This is a genomic window from Actinoplanes sp. NPDC004185, from assembly GCF_053603475.1.
This window is the reverse complement of sequence record NZ_JBSGFR010000001.1, coordinates 343,925-362,541: the sequence shown is the minus strand read 5'-3', so window position 1 is coordinate 362,541 and position 18,617 is coordinate 343,925. Positions and strand designations below refer to the sequence as shown.

Annotated in this window: 18 protein-coding genes; 7 read left to right on the top strand and 11 right to left on the bottom strand. The window is 72.7% G+C overall.

Translation table 11 applies throughout. The features are described 5' to 3' along the window. Nucleotides 1-14: 14 nt before the first annotated feature. The 3 genes from tuf to ACWEOZ_RS01620 form a co-directional block, all read right to left on the bottom strand. Nucleotides 15-1,202, bottom strand: coding sequence for an elongation factor Tu (gene tuf, locus ACWEOZ_RS01630; protein WP_451908835.1), 1,188 nt, complete (start codon nucleotides 1,200-1,202; stop codon nucleotides 15-17). A gap of 247 nt (nucleotides 1,203-1,449) precedes the next feature. After that, nucleotides 1,450-2,232, bottom strand: coding sequence for a L,D-transpeptidase family protein (locus tag ACWEOZ_RS01625; protein ID WP_451908834.1), 783 nt, complete (start codon nucleotides 2,230-2,232; stop codon nucleotides 1,450-1,452). Between the two features lie 19 nt (nucleotides 2,233-2,251). Next, on the bottom strand, nucleotides 2,252-4,201 hold the full coding sequence (locus tag ACWEOZ_RS01620; protein WP_451908833.1) for a protein kinase domain-containing protein: 1,950 nt from the start codon (nucleotides 4,199-4,201) through the stop codon (nucleotides 2,252-2,254). A 321-nt stretch (nucleotides 4,202-4,522) separates the two neighbouring features. Here ACWEOZ_RS01620 and ACWEOZ_RS01615 point away from each other — a divergent pair, with 321 nt between their 5' ends. Then, nucleotides 4,523-6,619 (top strand): hybrid sensor histidine kinase/response regulator, encoded by a 2,097-nt coding sequence (locus ACWEOZ_RS01615; protein WP_451908832.1) that lies wholly within the window; start codon nucleotides 4,523-4,525, stop codon nucleotides 6,617-6,619. On the opposite strand, the gene ACWEOZ_RS01610 is transcribed toward ACWEOZ_RS01615, so the two are convergent. From ACWEOZ_RS01610 to ACWEOZ_RS01600, 3 genes are read right to left on the bottom strand one after another with little or no spacing between them, the layout of a single operon-like run. Next, nucleotides 6,604-6,771, bottom strand: coding sequence for a hypothetical protein (locus ACWEOZ_RS01610; RefSeq protein ID WP_451908831.1), 168 nt, complete (start codon nucleotides 6,769-6,771; stop codon nucleotides 6,604-6,606). The two genes, ACWEOZ_RS01615 and ACWEOZ_RS01610, sit on opposite strands and share 16 nt — an antisense overlap. Continuing rightward, nucleotides 6,771-7,712: a glycoside hydrolase family 88 protein gene (locus ACWEOZ_RS01605; protein WP_451908830.1), complete on the bottom strand. Its 942-nt coding sequence runs from the start codon at nucleotides 7,710-7,712 to the stop codon at nucleotides 6,771-6,773. Before ACWEOZ_RS01605 ends, ACWEOZ_RS01610 begins: the two co-directional genes overlap by 1 nt. Continuing rightward, nucleotides 7,709-8,647 carry a ribose-phosphate diphosphokinase gene (locus ACWEOZ_RS01600; RefSeq protein WP_360553110.1) on the bottom strand — a complete coding sequence of 313 codons (939 nt, stop codon included), beginning with the start codon at nucleotides 8,645-8,647 and terminating at the stop codon, nucleotides 7,709-7,711. The genes ACWEOZ_RS01605 and ACWEOZ_RS01600 overlap by 4 nt, the downstream gene beginning before the upstream one ends. A gap of 100 nt (nucleotides 8,648-8,747) precedes the next feature. Between ACWEOZ_RS01600 and ACWEOZ_RS01595 the strand changes: the two genes are divergently transcribed. Continuing rightward, nucleotides 8,748-9,575 (top strand): ABC transporter ATP-binding protein, encoded by an 828-nt coding sequence (locus ACWEOZ_RS01595; RefSeq protein ID WP_451908829.1) that lies wholly within the window; start codon nucleotides 8,748-8,750, stop codon nucleotides 9,573-9,575. On the opposite strand, the gene ACWEOZ_RS01590 is transcribed toward ACWEOZ_RS01595, so the two are convergent. Next, nucleotides 9,553-10,044, bottom strand: a complete 492-nt coding sequence (locus ACWEOZ_RS01590; RefSeq protein ID WP_451908828.1) for an OsmC family protein — start codon at nucleotides 10,042-10,044, stop codon at nucleotides 9,553-9,555. The two genes, ACWEOZ_RS01595 and ACWEOZ_RS01590, sit on opposite strands and share 23 nt — an antisense overlap. A 9-nt stretch (nucleotides 10,045-10,053) precedes the next feature. Then, nucleotides 10,054-10,662, bottom strand: a complete 609-nt coding sequence (locus tag ACWEOZ_RS01585; RefSeq protein ID WP_451908827.1) for a hypothetical protein — start codon at nucleotides 10,660-10,662, stop codon at nucleotides 10,054-10,056. 87 nt (nucleotides 10,663-10,749) lie between these two features. Between ACWEOZ_RS01585 and ACWEOZ_RS01580 the strand changes: the two genes are divergently transcribed. Both ACWEOZ_RS01580 and ACWEOZ_RS01575 read left to right on the top strand, forming a co-directional pair. Continuing rightward, nucleotides 10,750-11,460, top strand: coding sequence for an MBL fold metallo-hydrolase (locus tag ACWEOZ_RS01580; protein WP_451908927.1), 711 nt, complete (start codon nucleotides 10,750-10,752; stop codon nucleotides 11,458-11,460). Nucleotides 11,461-11,496: 36 nt separating this feature from the next. Next, nucleotides 11,497-12,432, top strand: a complete 936-nt coding sequence (locus tag ACWEOZ_RS01575; RefSeq protein WP_451908826.1) for a hypothetical protein — start codon at nucleotides 11,497-11,499, stop codon at nucleotides 12,430-12,432. 85 nt (nucleotides 12,433-12,517) lie between these two features. Here ACWEOZ_RS01575 and ACWEOZ_RS01570 read toward each other — a convergent pair whose 3' ends face one another. Further along, nucleotides 12,518-12,895, bottom strand: a complete 378-nt coding sequence (locus tag ACWEOZ_RS01570; RefSeq protein WP_451908825.1) for a VOC family protein — start codon at nucleotides 12,893-12,895, stop codon at nucleotides 12,518-12,520. Nucleotides 12,896-12,965: 70 nt separating this feature from the next. On the opposite strand from ACWEOZ_RS01570, the gene nadE reads away from it, so the two are divergent. Then, nucleotides 12,966-13,814 carry an ammonia-dependent NAD(+) synthetase gene (gene nadE / locus ACWEOZ_RS01565; protein WP_451908824.1) on the top strand — a complete coding sequence of 283 codons (849 nt, stop codon included), beginning with the start codon at nucleotides 12,966-12,968 and terminating at the stop codon, nucleotides 13,812-13,814. Here nadE and ACWEOZ_RS01560 read toward each other — a convergent pair whose 3' ends face one another. Next, the gene (locus tag ACWEOZ_RS01560) at nucleotides 13,815-16,052 is read right to left on the bottom strand and encodes an ATP-binding protein (RefSeq protein WP_451908823.1); all 2,238 of its coding nucleotides are present in this window, start codon (nucleotides 16,050-16,052) and stop codon (nucleotides 13,815-13,817) included. A 169-nt stretch (nucleotides 16,053-16,221) separates the two neighbouring features. On the opposite strand from ACWEOZ_RS01560, the gene ACWEOZ_RS01555 reads away from it, so the two are divergent. Then, a complete protein-coding gene (locus ACWEOZ_RS01555; protein ID WP_451908822.1) occupies nucleotides 16,222-16,659 on the top strand; it encodes an iron chaperone in 438 nt (145 codons plus the stop codon). A gap of 31 nt (nucleotides 16,660-16,690) precedes the next feature. Here the strand turns inward: ACWEOZ_RS01555 and ACWEOZ_RS01550 are convergent, their stop codons facing one another. Further along, complete coding sequence (locus ACWEOZ_RS01550) at nucleotides 16,691-17,878, bottom strand: erythromycin esterase family protein (protein ID WP_451908821.1); 1,188 nt, start codon at nucleotides 17,876-17,878, stop codon at nucleotides 16,691-16,693. A 45-nt stretch (nucleotides 17,879-17,923) separates the two neighbouring features. Here ACWEOZ_RS01550 and ACWEOZ_RS01545 point away from each other — a divergent pair, with 45 nt between their 5' ends. Further along, a complete protein-coding gene (locus tag ACWEOZ_RS01545; protein ID WP_451908820.1) occupies nucleotides 17,924-18,616 on the top strand; it encodes a TioE family transcriptional regulator in 693 nt (230 codons plus the stop codon). The last annotated feature ends 1 nt before the right edge of the window (nucleotide 18,617 follow it).

Here is an 18,617-nt window from a genome sequence, read left to right as displayed (position 1 = left end):
GGCCCCGTTCCTGGTCAGTCCAGCAGTTCCTTGACCGTGCCCGCGGCGACGGTGTGGCCACCCTCGCGGACCGCGAAGCCGAGACCGACGTCCATCGCCACCTCCTTGCCCAGGTGCACCGTCAGGTCGACCGTGTCACCCGGCATGACCATCGGCAGCTCGCCGAGGTCGATCGCGCCGGACACGTCCGTGGTGCGGAAGAAGAACTGCGGGCGGTAGTTCGCCACGAACGGCGTGTGCCGGCCACCTTCCTCCTTCGTCAGCGCGTACATGGTCGCCTTGAAGCTCTTGTGCGGCCTGACGCTGCCCGGCAGCGCCACGACCTGGCCGCGCTGCACCTGGTCGCGCTTGATCCCGCGGAGCAGGATCGCCGCGTTGTCACCGGCCTCCGCCGTCGGCAGGCTCTTGCCGAACGTCTCGAGCCCGGTCGCGACCGTGCTGATCGTGTCGCCGAGGCCGACGACCTCGACCGGGTCGCCGACGCGCAGCGTGCCGCGCTCGATCTTGCCGGTGACCACGGTGCCACGGCCGCTGATGGTGAGCACGTTCTCGATCGGCATCAGGAACGGCTCCCCCAGCTCCCGCTCGGGCACGGGCACGTACGCGTCCACGGCGTCGAGCAGCTCCACGATGGACTGCGTCCACCGCGGGTCGCCCTCGAGGGCCTTCAGCGCGCTCACGCGCACCACCGGCACCTCGTCGCCGGGGAAGCCGTACTCGCCGAGCAGCTCACGCACCTCCAGCTCGACCAGGTCGAGCAGCTCCTCGTCCTCCACCGCGTCGCTCTTGTTGAGCGCCACGACCAGGTACGGCACCCCGACCCGCTGGGCGAGCAGCACGTGCTCGCGGGTCTGCGGCATGGCCCCGTCCTGCGCCGAGACGACGAGGATCGCCCCGTCCACCTGCGCCGCCCCCGTGATCATGTTCTTCACGTAGTCGGCGTGCCCCGGCATGTCGACGTGGGCGTAGTGCCGGGCGGCGGTCTCGTACTCGACGTGGGAGATGTTGATGGTGATGCCCCGCAGCGCCTCCTCCGGCGCCTTGTCGATGCCCTCGAAGGCGACGAACCGGTTGGCGGCCGGGTCGCGGTCGGCGAGGACCTTCGTGATGGCGGCGGTCAGGGTCGTCTTGCCGTGGTCGACGTGACCCATCGTGCCGATGTTCAGGTGTGGCTTGGTCCGGACGAACTGGCTCTTGGCCATGGTTGTACTTGTCCTCACTGGATGCGAGAAACGATCGGGTCGAAAGGTGGAACGCGAGCCTTGCCCAGGGACGCGCGCCAGAACCGCGCAGCTACCCTTCCCCGGGTTCTGCTGCGGCTTGGGGAAGGGTCAGATTCGCGTATCGCACGCGGGAGCGGCCAGCGGGGAGAACCCCGCGGGCAGCTGCAGACCGGGTGCGAACATGCGGATCACGGTAGGCGGTAACGCCGGAACCGGCGACCTTATTTCACAGCCGGCCGAGGTCGGCCGTCGGCGCCATCACGATGCGCGGCGACTGGGCCGGGTCGAGCCACTGGAGCACCCGGAGCATGTCGGCGCGGCTCACCGACACACAGCCGGCCGTCGAGCCGGACCCCTTGACGTGCAGGAAGATCGCCGAGCCGCGCCTGACGTCGGCCGGCTTGCTGGTGACGTGCTGGCCGTGGGCGGCGTCCCAGGAGATCGTGGCGGGCGCCGGGCGGTTGTAGTCGATGACGGCCACGAACTCGTACTGCGTCGGGTACGCCGACAGCCGTTCGGCCTCACCCGCACGCCAGGTGCGCGTGCTGGACGCCCTCGACTGGAACAGGTTGTAGGTCTTGGGGTCCTTGTTGTCGCCGACCCAGTAGTCGTTGGCGTCGGCGTGGGTCCACGGCAGCTTGGTGCCGGGGCTGTCCTTCAGGCCGAAGCCCTGGGTGATGCGGAAGGTGCCCATCGGCGTGGTGCCGGAGTCCTGGATCCGCTGCCCGGCCCAGGCCCAGCCGGCATAGCCGTTGCGCGCCGCCATCGCCGGGAACTTCGCCGTCCACGTCTTGCCGTCGGCGCCCAGCTGGTACGTGTAGACCGTCGAGTACGAGGAGCTGCGCGACTTGCCGGCCACGACGACCACCTGCCGGGAGTCGGCGATCTTGGTCAGCTTGGTCGGGTGGTAGGGCGGGACCGCGGCGGCGTCGGCGGACATCGCCCGCACCACGCCGAGACCGGCCACGACAGCACCGAGCACGATCCCGGCCGCGATCAACCTTCGCATAGTTCACGGACGATACCGCTCACCAGTCGAAGGCGCTGCCCCTCGCGACCTTGGCCCCGCCGTACCGGCTCTCGCCGAAGGTCCACGACATGATCACTTGGTAGCGGCGGCCCTTGACCGGCTCGACCGTCAGCGGCCCGCAGAGCCGGGTCGGCTGGGCCTTGGTGAAGGTCAGGCCGGTGCAGACCTTCGGGCTGCCGACCGTACGGCCGGAGCTGAGGTCCTGCAGGGCGACGGCGATCCGGCCCTCGCCCGGGGTGGGGGCGGTCAGCATCGCCTGGATCCGTACCCGGCTGCCCAGCGCGTGGCAGGGGCTGACCACCAGCGGGGTGAAGCCGGCCATGCCGAACTCGCGCTTGCAGGCGTACGGGCCGTACGGCTGAGCCTCCTTGACCCGGGGTTTCGGGGTGCTCTTGTGGGTGGCCGCCGGCCGCGCCGGGGTCAGCGCCTGAGCGGCGACCGCGGCGCCGGCGGGACGACGCCGCTGGGCGGCGGGCTCGTGGGAGGCGCTGGTCCGCGCGGCCGGGGCCGAGCGGGATGCGGCGACCGGGCCCGAGGGCCTGCTCGCCGGCAGCATCGGCTCGGCTACCGCGGCACCGGCCTGCTCCCCCGGGGTGCGGACGAGGTGCCAGGCCGTGGTGGCCACGCCGGAGGCCAGCATCGCGGCCGAGACCACCGCGATGGTCGCCCAGGGCCGGCCCCAGCGCCAGCTCGCCGGCTGGTTGCGGCGCCGCGGCACCGGCAGGCGCACGCCGGTCAATGACGGGTGGACCGGCTTGCGCGCCTCCGGACCGGCGGCGCGCGCCTTGGCCGCGGCCTTCGGCTCATCCCTGGCGTGCGCGGGCCGGGACGACCCGGACTCATCCGCGACGCGGCCGGCCTGGGACGACGCAGACTCGGCGCGGCCGGCTCGGGACGACGCAGACTCGGCGCGGCCGGACCGGGACGACGCAGGCTTGGCACGGCCGGACCGGGACGACGCAGGCTTGGCACGGTCGGCTCGGGACGACGCAGGCTCATCCGCGGCGACTAGCCGGGACGGGACGGGCTCGGCGGCGGACCGCTCGGGCCGCGGCAGCGCGGGTGCGTCCCCCGCCGCGCGGGCCACGGCGCTCAACTCGGCGACCAGCTCGCCGGCGGTCGGGCGGAGCCGGGGCTTCTGCTCCAGACAAACGGTGATGATCTCCCACAGCGGATCGGGGATGCCCGGCAACCGCTGTACGTTGCCCTCCAGGTGCAGCCGCATCAGGTCGTGGACGGTGTCGCTGTCGTACGGCGGCCGCCCGCACACCATCTCGTAGAGCAGCACCCCCAGGGCGTAGATGTCGGCCGCGGGGCTGACCGTGGCGCTGTGGAACGCCTCGGGCGCCATGTAGTGCGGGGTGCCGACGACGGCGTGGGTCGTGGTGAGGCTCGGGGTGTTGAGGACCCGGGCGATGCCGAAGTCGGTGAGGCGGGTGTCGAGCTCGCCGTCCGTACGGTGCAGCAGGATGTTGTCGGGTTTGAGATCGCGGTGGATGATGCCCAGCTCGTGCGCCTCGGCCAGCGCGGCCGCCACCTGCGCGGCGAGGCGGGCCGCCTCGCCGGGCCGGAGGGTGTGCTCCTCGCGCAGGTATTCGCGCAGGCTGCCGCCGGGGACCAGGTCCATCACCAGGCCCAGCGACTCGCCGACGCTGAACAGGTCCCGGACCCGCACCACGTTGCGGTGCCGCAGCATCAGCAGGATCGTCCGCTCCTGCACGAAGCGGGTGACCAGCTTGGGCTGCCGCAGCAGGCTCTCGTGCAGCAGCTTGACCGCGACCGGCTCGCCGGAGGCCCGGTCCACCCCGCGCCAGACCGTGCCCGTCGCGCCCTGCCCGATGGGACGGACGAGGATGTACGAACTGCCGACGCACCGCCCGCTCAGATCGAGAGTCGACGTGCCGTCCGAATCCGGGCGTACGCCGCTGCCCGTGGGATCCTGATCCACCTGTGGTCGTGTCCTTCCGCCGCTGCGGTGCTCTGCCAACCTTCGCTGTACCGAGGCCTTCGCCGATCGAGCGGAATGATGGTGTTTGTCCGTATCAAAACGCAAATGCATGCGTCGGAGTTCGCATCCTGAGCAGTTGTGCGAGATCGCCCGTCACCCCGGGGAGGTCTCGTCGTTCCTGCCGGTCGACAGCCCATGAACAGGCAAAACGTCCCGAGAGGGCGGCTGGACGGGTGTGACGGGTGGGAACATCCTCGGCCGGACGGTTGCTTTGCCGGGAAACGACCACGACGCCCCGCGCTATTGCAGATAGTGAACGACATGGGTGTCATGGCTTATCCCCTCCGATACGCGCTGGCCGACCTGGCCCTGGCGCTCAGCCGCGCCTCCCAGGATGCGGCGACCGTGTGCGCGACCGCGGCCCAGGCCGCGGCCGACATGCTCGGCGACGGCGCCGGTGTCCAGCTGTTGCGCGACGACGGCCGGTACGACGCGATCACGTTCCACCATCCCGACGACGAGCTGAACGCGCCGTACGCGCGGCTGCTCGACCGGGAGGGTGAACTGCCCGACGACGACTTCTCCACGGGGCTGGCCGCCAGCCGCCGGCCCGTGGTGCTGGCCGGCGAGGGCACCGAACCGCTCAGCGAGCTGCCCCGCCCCCGGCACCAGGCGTACGTGGACCCGGGCGGCCACCCGCCGGCCGTGCACGCGGCCGTGCTGTGCCCGGTGATCGTGGACAACACCTACGCCGGCTACGTGGTGCTGGTCCGCGCCACCCCGGGCTCCGGCTACTCCGAGGCCGAGGTCGAGCTGGCCCGCGACATCGCCGGCGAGCTGTCCCTGGCGCTGTCGTCGGCCCGGGCCATGGAACGGCTGCGGGCGAGCGAGGAACGCTACCGCCGGGTGCTGGAGACCATCCCCGAGGGCGTGCTCCAGCTCGACGCGGACGGCGTGGCCACGTACGCCAACGAGCCGATCGGGGTCGTCCTCGGCCTGCCCCGCGCCCAGCTGGTCGGGGTCTCGCTGCGCGGCTTCCTGGACGAACGCGGCCAGGCCGAGCTGATGCGCCGGCTGGCCGAGTGCCGGGCCGGGCGCTCCACGGTCGGCGGGGCCCGGCTGATGCGCGCCGACGGCTCGCAGCGCAGCGTGCGGATGAGCATGATGCCGCTGACCGACGAGCACGGCCAGCACCTCGGCGTGCTCTGCATGATCACCGACACCACCGACCACATCGACACCAAGGGGCTCAAGCGCCAGCTCGACCACCTGCGCCGGCTGGACAGCATGAGCCAGCTCATCGGCGGCATCTCGCACGACTTCAACAACCTGATGACCGTCGTGCAGGGCTCCGCCGACATGATCGCGACCACCACGGCCGAGGGCTCGCCGCAGCACCGGATGGCCAAGGACATCATGGACGCGGTCAGCACCGGCCGGACGCTGACCCATCAGCTCCTGGCGTTCGGGCGCACCGAGGGCAACCGGCCCGAGGTCATCCCGATCCCCGACCTGCTGACCGACGTGCAGAGCCTGTTCAGCCGGACCCTGGGCGAGCGGATCGGCCTCGACCTGGCGTTCGGGCCGGACGTCTGGCCGGTCCGGGCCGAGCGCGGCCCGCTCGAGCAGGCGCTGGTCAACCTGGCCGCGAACGCCCGCGACGCGATGCTGCACGGCGGCATGCTGCGGGTGGCGGCCACCAACGAGGTGGTGGCACCGGGGCAGCTCGCCGAGGGCGCGCCGACCGGCCGGCTGGTGCACATGGTCATCCAGGACACCGGTACGGGCATGTCGGACGAGACCCGGCGACGGGCGCTGGAGCCGTTCTTCACCACCCGGCCCACCGCGGCCGGGCTGGGCCTGGCCACCGCCGCGGGCGTCGTGCAGAGCATCGGCGGGCACATCGCGCTGGAGTCGCAGCCCCGGATGGGCACGACCGTGCACCTCTACCTGCCGGCGGCCGAGGAGCGGCCCGCCCCGTCGGTGGACCGGCAGAGCACCCCGTCGGTGATCGGCCGGGTGCTGATCGTCGAGGACCAGCCCGAGGTGGCCCAGCTCGTGCAGCGGCTGATCGCGCCGGCCGGCTACGAGATCACCGTGGCCACCGACGCGCTGATGGCGGTGACCCAGGTGGCCGCGGGCGCCCAGCCGGACCTGCTGATCACCGACGTGGTGATGCCGGCGATGACCGGGCCGGAGCTGGCCGCGGCGCTGCGGACGCACCACCCGGACCTGCCGGTGCTCTACATGTCCGGTTACACCGCGGCGTCGCTGGGCCCGCAGCTGCACCTGGACGCGAACAGCATGCTGGTGGAGAAGCCGTTCACCCGGTCGACGCTGCTGGGGGCGATCCGCTCGCTGTGCGGGCCGCAGCCGGTCCCGCAGGCGGCCGCGCCGGCCCCTCAGTCCGGGGCCTGACCTCCGCGGCTGAGACCGAGCAGCACCGAGGCGAGCACGAGGACGCCCAGGCCGAGCCAGACCCAGGCGGGTGAGGCCCAGTGCGCGGCGGCCAGGTAACCGGCGATGAGGCCGGCCCCGGCGCCGAGGAGCAGCAGGCCCGCGGCGCGCATCAGCTGCGCCCCGGGCGGGCCGGGCCGACCGCGCAGGCGGCCAGCAGGTGGAACGCCTGCGCCTCGGCGGACCAGCCGGACCGGTCGAAGGACGGCGAACCGCACGCGCCGCGGACGATGCCGTACCGGTCGACCTCGCGGGTGGCCGCGGCCAGCAGGTCCCGGCCGGTCGCGGCGTAGGACTCCGGCAGCCAGCCGTCGGCCGCGCCCACCGCCGCCGCGTAGGCGAACATCTGCGCCGCGTTGGTCTCCCGGAACGTCGCCGGGTCGTCCAGCACGTCGTGGAACAGCCCGTCCGGCCGGCGCAGGGCCAGGCAGGCGTCCAGCACCTCCCGGGCATGCGCGGCCAGGTCGTCGCGCTGCGGCAGCTCGGGCACCAGCCGCAGGGTGCGCGCGATGCCCGCGACCACCCAGCCGTTGCCGCCGCCCCAGTGGTCGGCCCGCCGCAGCGCACCGGTGTCCTCCGACCAGATCGCCGCGTACAGCCCGTCCCGGCACAGCCGCCGGCGATGCCCGTCCAGCTGGGCCACGGCCAGGTCGCCCCGGCCGGAGAGCGCCAGGAAAGGCATCACCATGTAGACCGTGTCGGCCCACATCTCGCGGGCGCCGAGCATGTGGAACAGCGTGCCGTCGGCGGCCCGGGGTGCGTCGCCGGTCAGCCAGGCGAGCAGGCGCCGGGCCGCGACCGCGAAGACCTCTTCCCCGGTACGGCGGTGAGCGGCCAGCACCGCCTCACCGCAGGCAGCCCCGTTGACGGCCCCGGGCTCGTCCAGGTCGCCGAGCCGGCCGTCCGCCGCCTGCCGGGCCACCGCCGCCTCGGCCAGCAGCACCGCGAGGTCGTCCCGCCCCAGGTCCAGGGCGGCCTGCGCGGCGACACCCTGCTCCCACGACTGCCGCTGCACGGCCAGCAACGCGGAAAGCACCGCCTCCAGGCGACTCATGCGAACAGGGCGCTGACCGACTCGCCGTTGTGGATCCGGCGCATCGCCTCGGCCAGCGCCGGTGCCACGGACAGCACGGTCAGCTTGTCGGTGTGGTGGTCCTTGGGGATCGGCACCGTGTTGGTGCAGACGATCTCCTCGATGTCCTTCTCGGCCGACAGCCGGGCCACCGCGTCCGCCGCGAACAACCCGTGCGTGCAGGCCACCCGGACGCTGCGCACGTTGCGCTCGCGCAGCCGGGCCAGCAGCTCGAAGACGGTGCTGCCCTTGGCGATCTCGTCGTCGAGCACGATCACGTCCCGGTCGGCGACCTCGCCGATCACCGAGCTGATGACCACCTTGTCGTCGGCGAAACGCTGCTTGGCGCCGGCCGCGACCTCGATGCCGAGCAGCCGCGCGAACGCCGCCGCCTCCTTGGCGTTGCCGAGGTCCGGGGACACCACGACGGTGTTGCTCAGGTCGTAGCCCCGGAAGTGGTGGGCGAGCTCGCGCAGCGCGTGCAGGTGGTCCACCGGGACGCTGAAGAAGCCGTGGACCTGCGGAGAGTGCAAGGTCATGGCCAGGATGCGGTGCGCCCCGGCGGTCTGCAACAGGTCCGCGACGAGCCGGCCACCGATCGAGATGCGCGGCGCGTCCTTCTTGTCGCTGCGGGCGTACGCGTAGTGCGGCAGCACCACGGTGATCCGCCCGGCGGAGGCGCCCCGGGCGGCGTCGAGCATGAAGAGCAGCTCGACCAGGTTCTCCTGGACGGGCGGCACGAGGGGCTGGATGAGGAAGACGTCCCGTTCGCGGCAGTTGCCCTGCAGTTGCACCTCTATGCAGTCGTTGGCGAACCGGGAGGTCTTGGTGGGTAGCAGCGGCACGCCCAGGTGATCACAGATCTCGGCTGCCAGCTCCGGGTGGGCACTCCCGGTGAAAACCGCGATGTCACGCACGGGCACCACCCTAGGCGTTGCGGCGCCGACACCACGGAGCGACCTGCTCGGCGCGCGCGTGGGTACCTCCGACGAGCGGATCTTCGCTAGCGTGGGGCCCATGAACGGACTTGCCGTGGCCTGCCGCCGGGTGGTGCACATCTACCGTGCCGAGGCCGGAGACGTGGTGGCGCTGGCGGGCGTCGACCTGTCCATCGCGCCGGGTGAGACGCTGGCCCTGGTCGGGCCGTCCGGTTCGGGCAAGTCGACGCTGATCGCCCTGCTCGCGGGGCTCATGCGCCCGTCGGCCGGCCGGATCAACATCGGCACGTACGACATGGGCAAGCTCTCCGACGCCGAGGTGTCCCGGCTGCGCGGCACCGAGGTGGGGGTGGTGTTGCAGGGGGCGGCGCGCAATCTGCTGCCGTACGCGTCGCTGCACCGCAACATCTGGCTGGCCCAGCGGCGCGCCGCGCACACCCGCGGCATCGAGCTCGACGACCCGGACCGCATCCTCGACCTGGTCGGGCTGCCCGGGCAGGGCCGGGCCAGGATCGCCGAGCTGACCCCGGGCGCCCGGCAGCGGGCCGCCCTGGCGGTCGGCATCGCGGCCGGTCCGGGCCTGCTGCTGGTGGACGAGCCGACCAGCCGGCTCGACACGGCGGGCCGCAACGAGGTGCTGGCGGCGATGGAGACGGTCAACGCCGAACGGCAGACGACGATCGTGGTGGTCACCCACGACAACGAGGTGGGTGCGCGGCTGGGCCGGGCGGTGACGATCCGCGACGGCCGGGTCGGCGCGGAGGGCCGCGACGGCCAGGACTTCGCGGTGGTGGCCGGCGACGGCACGGTGCAGCTGCCCCCGGAGGTCCTGGGCAACTATCCGCCGGGCACGCTCTTCACGGTCGACCACGAGAACGGCACGGTCACCCTGGTCCCGGGCGGCTAACTCCGTCCTCCCGCCCCGGGACGGTCCGCACGGTCGGGTTGATCGTGATCGTGGAGTTCAGCGAGTTGGCGATGTAGCACTCGTGGTGGGCCTGCTCGACCAGCGCGAGCACCAGCTTCTCGTCGGTGCCGGGGGCCACCTCGATCACCGGCGCCAGCTCGATGAGCTCGATCCGCGCCCGGCGCAGATCCTCACTCAGGTGCCCGACCGCCTCGTCGGTGTAGCCGACCACGTCCACGTGCCGGCGGGCGGCCAGCGACAGGAAGGACAGCAGCTGGCAGGAGCCGGCCGCCATGACCACGAGCTGCTCGGGATTCAGCAGGGCGGCATCACCCCGGAAATGCGGATCGGCGCTGAGCCGCAGCGTGTCGTCGGCCGCGGCGGCGGTGTGGGCCCGCGAGTAGAAACGGTAGCCCGCACCGGTCGAGCCGTCCCACTCCAGCCGGGCGGTGTGCACCAACTTCTCCATGGACCCACGTTAACGGGGTGAGCGGCTGCCGCCGTGTGAAGCGACCAGGGCGTCGGCCACGAGGGCGGCGTCCGCGTCGGCGATCTCACCCGGATACTCCGGCAGGAGGTCGTCCCAGACGACCAGCCACGAGCCGTACAGCTGGGCCTGGCCCTCCGGCCGGGCGAAGAACCAGACGTGCAGATGGGCGCCGCCGTCGCCGATGCGGTAGACGTGGGCCCGCGAGATGTGCGGCAGGGCCTGCACGTGGCGGACGATCCGGGTGGTCAGCAGGCCCAGCTCGGCGGCCAGTTCGTCGGGCAGGTCGGCCATGTCGTGGTGGTCGCGGGGATACAGCATCAGCACCAGCGGCACGCCGACCCCGGGGATCCGGGCCAGTCGCCAGTGCTCGTTGAACCAGATCCCCTCGTCCCGGTGGCGGCAGTCGTTGCAGTCCGCGGGGTCCTCGCCGTGGCGCGGGGGCTCGGGCAGCACCGGCGGGCGCAGCGGGGAGACGCGCAGCCCGTCCTGTTCGAACGGGCTGATGTCCCATCCCGTCATGCGGGCCAGCGGGAGCCGGCGCTCGGGGTCAGCGATGCTGACTGCTCGGTCGTAGAACTCATCGGGTCGCAAGGCCATGCCGCGAACCCTAGTACGGCCTGAGCGACCTGCCGCCCGACCCCGCTGGGCGATGTACGTTGTGGACGGAGGCTCTGAGTGGTGAACATGCTGCGGCATCTCGCGGGCCGGGTATGGCTCTACCCGCACGACCCGGACACCGCCAAAGTGCAGGGCTGTGTGGCGGTGATCGCCGACGACGCGGGGAGCGTGCTCGTCGACGCCGGCAACAGTCCGGCCGTCGCCCGACGCGTCCGTGAGGCTGTCGTGACCGCCGGTCTCCCCCAGCCGCGCCGGCTCATCTACACCCACCACCACTGGGATCACGTCTGGGGCGCCTGCGCCTGGCCCGGCATCGAGGTCGTCGGCCACCGGGCCGGGGCACGCATCCTGCGGAGCGAGGCCGGCCGGCCGTGGAGCGAGGCGTACCTGCGGGAGCTGGCCGCCGCCGACGCGCGGATGATCCCGAGCTGCACTGCCCGCATCGCGGCGATGTCGGGGCACTGGGACGGCTTCGCCGTCGTCCCGCCGCACGTCGAGTTCGACGACGCGGTCACGCTGCCCAGTGGCATCGAGGTGCGGCACGTCGGCGGCCGCCACGCTGAGGATTCCACCGTGGTGGCCGTGCCGGACTCCGGCGTGCTGTTGCTGGGCGACTCGTTCTACCCGCCGCCCGTGCACCTGCGGCAGCCGGAGGACGGGCTCGATCTCGCCCTGATCCGCCGCCTGCTCGCCGACTTCCCGCCCACCCGCTTCTCGTGGTACGTCGACAGCCACGACGAGCCGAAACCCAGCGCGGCCCTGGCCGGCGCACTGTGATGCACACGGTTGCGCGCATCGCGTTTCCTCGGACGTATGGACGAGGACCTCACCCGGCTCGCCGCCGACCTCCGCGAACGTGAGCTGCTGGCCGCCCGCCGGGCCGGCATCACCGCCGCGATCACCCGGCTCGCCTCGGATCTGGACGCCCTGCGCCGCCTTCACGCGATCGAGCGACGGGACGTGGACCGCCTGGAGAATCTCTCCCTGACCCGGCTGCTGGCCGACCTGCGCGGCTCCCGCGAGCAGGCCCTGGACCGGGAACGGGCCGAGGCCGAGGCCGCGTACTACCGGGTGGCCCAGGCGCAGGACCAGCTCGACACCCTCCGGACCCAGCTCGCCCAGGTCGAGGCGCGGCTGGTGGCCACGTCGACAGCTCCGGCGACGTACGCGGCGCTGCTCGCCGAGAAGGAGCGGCAGCTGCGGGCGAGCGGCACCGGCCCGGCCGGCCGGCTGACCGAGCTGGCCGGGGAACGCGGCCGGCTCGCCGCCGAGCTGAAGGAGCTGACCGAGGCCGAGTCCGCGGCCCGGGCCGCCGCGCAGGCCCTGACCGAGGCGAACGAGCTGCTCGGATCGGCCGACAACTGGTCCGCGGCCGACACGTTCCTCGGCGGCGGTGGGCTGACCAGCATGATCAAGCACAGCCGGCTGGACGACGCCGCGGCCCGGGCGGCCGAGGCCGACCGCCGGATCGCCGTGCTCCGCGCCGAACTACGCGACGTCGACCTGGCCGTGCCCACAGTGGCCGGCGAGCTCAGCCTGGGTGGCTTCACCCGCTTCGCGGACGTCTGGCTCGACAACATCTTCACCGACCTGTCCGTCCGCGGCCAGATCAAGAACGGTCTCGGGCAGCTGGGTCAGGCGGCCCAGCAGGTCGGCCGGATCCGGGCCGCGCTGGCCGCCCGGATCAGCGAGAACCGCAAGCAGGTCGCGGCCCTCGACCGGGAACGGGCCGCTCTGCTGCAGCCCTGACCGCAGAACCCGGACGCGACTGCCGCGGCATCCGCGGAACCTCCGGCAACCGCCAGGAAGAGCCTCACGGCTCCGTACCCGCCGATCAGCCGTTCGCCCGCGCCGCGACGGCCTGCAGGGCCCAGCTGTTGCCGTCCGGGTCCTTGAAGTGGACGAAGTTGCCCCACGGCTGCACGTCGACGTCACCGGCGTCGACGCCGGCGTCCAGCAGCTGCTGGCGGGCGGCCTCCGCGTCGGGCACCACCACCTGGATCTCCTGGGTGCCCGGCACCTTCTCGGTGATGCCGTCGCCGAGCACGATCGAACACGCCGAGCCGGGCGGGGTGAGCTGCACGAACCGCAAACCCTCGTGCACCCGGTGGTCGTGGTCGGCGTTGAACCCGATCCGCTGGTAGAACGCCTTGGCCCGGTCGACGTCGGTCACCGGTACGGGAATGAGCTCGATCTTCCACGTCGATGTCATGAGGACATCCTGCCCACCATTGCGGTCACTTCCTGACCGCAGCGGATCTTCGGTTCAGTACAGTGCGGGCATGGTGAACCTACGGCAGCGCATCCTGGCCGAGCTCGGCGTCAGACCGGTGATCGAGCCCGCTCAGGAGATCCGACAGCGGGTCGGCTTCCTCAAGGACTATCTGCGCTCGACCCCGGGCGAGGGCTTCGTGCTGGGGATCAGCGGGGGCCAGGACAGCACGCTCGCCGGCCGGCTGTGCCAGCTCGCCGTCGAGGAGCTGCGGGCCGAGGGGCGGGCGGCCACGTTCGTCGCGGTCCGGCTGCCGCACGGCGTGCAGGCCGACGAGCACGATGCGCTGATCGCCCTGGAGTTCATCCGGCCTGACCGGTCGGTCACGGTGAACGTGCGGCCCGGCGCGGAAGCCGTCGCGGCCGAGGCGGCACTCGGGCTGAAGGAGCTGCTCGGCGCCGAGCCGCGGCTGCGGGACTTCGTCCGCGGCAACATCAAGGCCCGGGAACGGATGGTGATCCAGTACGCGATCGCCGGGCAGCTGAACCTGCTCGTCGTCGGCACCGACCACGCCGCGGAGGCGGTCACCGGCTTCTTCACCAAGTACGGCGACGGCGGCGTCGACATCACCCCGCTGACCGGCCTGACCAAACGCCAGGGGGCCGCCCTGCTGCGGGAGCTCGGCGCCCCGGCCAGCGTCTGGGAGAAGGTGCCGACCGCCGACCTCGAGGACGACCGCCCGGCCCTGCCCGACGAGGAGGCGCTGGGCCTGGCCTACCACCAGATCGACGACTACCTCGAGGGCGCCGACGTCGCACCGGACGTGGCCGCGCGGATCGAGTCGATCTTCCAGGCGACCCGCCACAAGCGGGCGCTGCCGGTGACTCCCCTCGACGACTGGTGGCGCCCGATCTCCTGATCAGCGCAGCGTCTCCCGGGCGGCCCGGACCAGCTCCTCGTCGTACGGGCGGCCCAGCTCACCGGCCAGCGCGGTGATCCGATCCAGCGCCGCCACAGCCTCGCCGACCTCGCCCACCACCCGGCACGTCTGCGCGTACGCGTGCCGGCAGTCGATCTCCAGCTGCACCTCGGCGAGCGGTTCCAGCAGCTCGAGAGCCCGCCGGTGGTGGCCGAGCGCCTCCTCGGGCCGGCCCATGACCCGCAGCGCCACGCCGAGACAGTTGTGGGACCACGCCTGGTTGTGCCGCAGGTTGTGCTCCTCCGACAGCCGCAGCGCGTCGTGCAGCGCCCGCAGCGACTCCGCCGGGTCGGGCCCGGCCAGCGCGACGCCGAGTGTGACCAGCCCGGTGATCCGGCCGGGCCCCTCGGCCAGGGCGACCGCGGCCCGCGCGAGCTCGACGGCTTCGCCGGGCCGCCCGAGGTGAGCTGCCACCCATCCCTCGGCGGCTGTCGCCTGCGCCTGCCCGGCGCGGTGCCCGAGCTTCTCGAACAGCGCCCGGGCCCGCCGGAGCTGCGCCTGTGCCGCTTCGAGGTCTCCGGAGTCCCGGCGTGCGAACCCGATGCGCAGGGCCAGGCCGGCCGCGAGGTGGTCGTCCGGACCGGACTGCTCCGCCAGCTCGTACGCGGCGAGTGCTTCGGTGAGACGTCCGGCGGCGGCCCGCGCATAGCCGAGGTCGGCCAGCAGAGCGGCCCGTTCCCGGTCACGGCCGAGCCTTCCAGCGGCGGCAGCGGCGGCTTCGAGCATGCGTACTTGTTCGTCGGTCCCGCGGTGCCGGAAGAACCAGACCCGCATGGCCTGCGGCAGCTCCGCCACCACCTCGTCCAGGCCGAGCCGTAGGGCCGCGTCGAAGGCGGCGACCAGGTTGACGTACTCGGCTTCGAACCAGGCCATCGCCTCGGCCGGATCGCCCGGTGCCGGTTGCGGCCGGTGCGGTGCGGGCAATCTCCGATCGTGGGCGGCCGCCTGGGCCAGATAGTGCCGCAGGACCCGGCTCAGGGCGGCCTCGGCCTGCGGTTCCTCCGCTGCCGCGAGGTCGGCCGCGTACTGCCGGATCAGGTCGTGCATCCGGTACCGCCCCGGCGTGGGCTCCTGGATCAGGTGGGCGTCGATCAGCTCCTCCAGCACCGCGCCGACCCGGTCGGGCGGGAGATCGGTGAGCGCGCCGGCCACCGCCGCGTCGAAATCGGCCCCGGGCAGCAGGCCCAACCGCCGGAACGTGCGCCGCTGGACCGCGTCGAGCTGGTGCAACGACATGCCGAACACGGAGTCGAAACGGCCGGCGGTGTCGCGCAGCCGCTCGGCCAGCACCGCGACTGTCCATCCTGGACGATGCCGCAGCCGTGCGCCCGCCATCCGCAATGCCAGCGGGAGCCCGCCGCACTGCTGCAGGACCTGGCTGATCCCGGCCTCTTCGGTCAGTGCGAGCCCGGCCGCCCGGTTGAACAGCGCTGCCGCGTCACTGTCGGTCAGGGGTTCCAGCGACACCGGCGGCACCCCGTCCAGGTCGACCAGCCGGTGGCGGCTGGTGATCAGGACCCCCGACCGGCCCGCGCCCGGCAGCAGCGGGCGTACGTGCTCCGCGTCGACCGCGTTGTCGAGCACGACCAGCGCCCGCCGGCGGGACAGCTCCGAGCGCCAGAGCGCCGCGCGTTCGGCGGCACCGGCCGGAGGATTACTGACGTCCAGGGCGTTCAGCAGCCGGCCCAGCGCGGCCGGCGGATCCAGGGGTTGCCGGCCCGGAGTGAAACCCTGCAGGTCCAGGTAGAGGCCGCCGTCCGGGCAGGTGGCGGCGAGCCGGTGGGCCACGTGCACGGCCAGGCTGGTCTTGCCGACGCCGGCCATGCCGTCGACGGCAACCACACCCACGGTACGGAGCAACTCCTCGACCAGTGCGCACTCCGCCTCCCGCCCGGTGAAGTCGAACAGGTCAGCCGGCAGGTCGTTGCGGCGTGGCACGGGCGCCGCGCCCGCCTTCGCCGCCTCCGCCCACACCGCACGCAGGGGCCGGGGATCGCGCCCCACGACCCGGCACAGCGCCACGACGGTGTCCCACGGCGGCACGAGCCGGCCGGTCAGATAGCGCGACAGGGACGAGCTGCTCAGCCCCGACCGGGCGGCCAGGGCGCGCAGGCTGAGCCCGCTCAGCTCCTTGATCCGGGCGAGCTGGACCACCAGCTGTTCCTGGGGGCTGGACACCTGGAACACCGTACCGTCCCGCCCCGCGGCCCCGGATCAGCGACGCGTTTCCGCAGCTCAGGCCGCATCCGAGTGTCCCACGGTGTCCCACGCCCCGGGCGCTGCCCGGCCTGCCGGTGGTCGGATGACTCAGGTCGGGAACGCCGACGACGGAACCGAAGGAGTCATGATGCCGAGCACCACGAAGACCACCGGCGTTTTCACCGAGGAGGAGCGCGGCGCGATGAAGGAGCGCGCCAAGGAGCTCAGGGCGAGCAGCAAGCGGGGGGCCCAGCCCGACACCGAGAGCCAGGTGCTGGAGAAGATCGCCGAGATGGCCGAGTCCGATCGCGTGCTCGCCGAGCGGTTGCACGCGCTGATCAAGGCCGGCGCGCCGGCCCTCACCCCGAAGCTCTGGTACGGCATGCCCGCCTACGCCCGCGACGGCAAGGTGGTCTGCTTCTTCCAGAGCGCGGCGAAGTTCAAGACCCGGTACGCGGTTCTCGGCTTCAGCGACGAGGTCCGGCTCGACGACGGCGCCATGTGGCCGACCTCCTTCGCCCTGACCGAGCTCAACCCCGCGACCGAGACTCGGGTCAGCGCCCTCGTGCAACAGGCCGTCAGCTGAGGGCGGGTCGATTTTCCGCAGCCTGGGTCCATCATCCGATGGTCCCGAGGAAGACGATGGCGTCGATCCTGTCGATGGTCGCCGGGTCCAGGGCGAGGTACGTGTGGTCGCGGGGCACACGCGGCGTCAGCTCGCGGTCCAGTGCCCCGATGAGACGGCCGGGATCGATGACGGCGCGGGCGTACGGCAGCGTCGACAGCACGCCTTCGAGAGTGTCGGGCGGCGGGACGTCGGAGCCGCGGGTGCCGAAGGTGGTGGCGGCGAAGGCGTATTCGCCGTCGAGGCGGGTGCCGGCGATGGCCCCCGCGCTCCACCACTGCAGGGGCAGGCCGGCGAAGTGGAGGTGGCTCTTGTCGCGTTGCAGGTGGCGGTTCCCGGCGAAGGCCAGCGTGGGCCCGCGCCGGCGCTCCCGGGCGACGACGGCCGCCAGGTTGTCGGCCATGATCGTGTCGCGCAGGCCCATGAGCGCGTTGACGCGGGTGGGCGCGGGATCGGCCATGCCGGCGTGATAGCGCAACAGTCCGGCCGCGGTACGGGCGTGCAGGTCGGCGTTCCACCAGTCGTCGGCGGACGTGGCGGCCGTCAGCTGGGGAGCGTGGGTGCTGAGCAGCACGCCCAGGTCGTCGACGATCAGGCGCAACTGGAGGACCTCGGGGCGGCGGCCCGCCGACCGGGCCGGGTCCATGGTGGCGGCCGGGTCGGTCCAGCGCCCGTCCGGGCCCAGCAGATCGTCGAGGAGCTCGCGGCTCCAGGGCAGGTCGAGGTGGTCGGCGAGGTAGTCGTACAGGGCGGTCACGGCGGGACGGGGGCCGGCCGGTCCGCTGACCTCCAGGGGACCGTCGAAGCCGTAGAAGCGCAGCCGCTCGGGCCGGGACCGGGTCTCGTTGTAGGCGCGCATCCAGCGCAGGAGCTCGCGGTTGGCCGGTGAGGCGCCGAAGCCGTGGCTGAATCCCCGGCTCAGCGCCGTGTCCAGCGAGCCGGTGCCGTCGGTGACGTATGCGTCGGCGATGAGGCCGGCCCGGCAGTCGCTCTCGATGGTGATCGAGCGGTAGCCCTCGTGGGCGACCAGGTGGCGGAAGAGCTCGTTGCGCAGCTCGGGAAAGGCTTCGACGCCGTGGGTGGGCTCGCCGAGGCCGAGCAGGCGGGTGCCGGGGCGCAGCAGCGCGGTGAGGGCTTCAGGGGTGAAAGGCCGGGCGGCGTCCCGGATCGAGGTCGTCATGCCCATCAACAGTATCGTTGAACTTTCTGTGTAAACTTTGCCGGAATGCGGCTACGACCCATCGACCTGGCGCGTGAGCACGGCCTGTCCACCCAGGCGGTGCGCAACTACGAGGAAGCGGGCATCCTCCCGCCGGCCGAGCGCTCACCGTCGGGCTACCGCCGCTACGCCGCACGCCACGCAGCGGCGTTGCAGACCTTCCTCGCTCTGATCCCCGCGCACGGCCACGCGACCGCCACCGCGATCATGCGGGCGGTGAACGAGGGCGCGGTCGAGGAAGCGCTACGCCTGATCGACGGCAGCCACGCGCAGCTGGCCGAAGACCGCCGCACGCTGGAAACAGTCGACCTCGCCCTGGGCGGCTTGGCCCCACCGGCCGAACCAGCGCCGGGTGAGACGTTCATCGGCCCGCTGGCCCGCCGGCTCGGCATCCGGCCGGCCACGCTCCGCAAGTGGCAGCGCGCCGGCCTGATCACGCCCCGCCGCGATCCGCACACCGGCTACCGCGTCTACACCGCCGCCGACGTACGCGACGTGCTGCTGGCCCACCAGCTCCGCCGCGGCGGGCACGGGCTGGCCCGGATCGCCCAGGTGCTGGAGCAGGTACGGACGGCGGGCGGGCCCGAGCCCCTGCAAGCGGCGATGAGCGAGTGGCGTGCCCGGCTGACGGCCCGGGGCCGAGCGATGTTGTCCGGCGCGGCCGCGCTCGACGCGTACCTGAGGACACCGGACGGCTGAC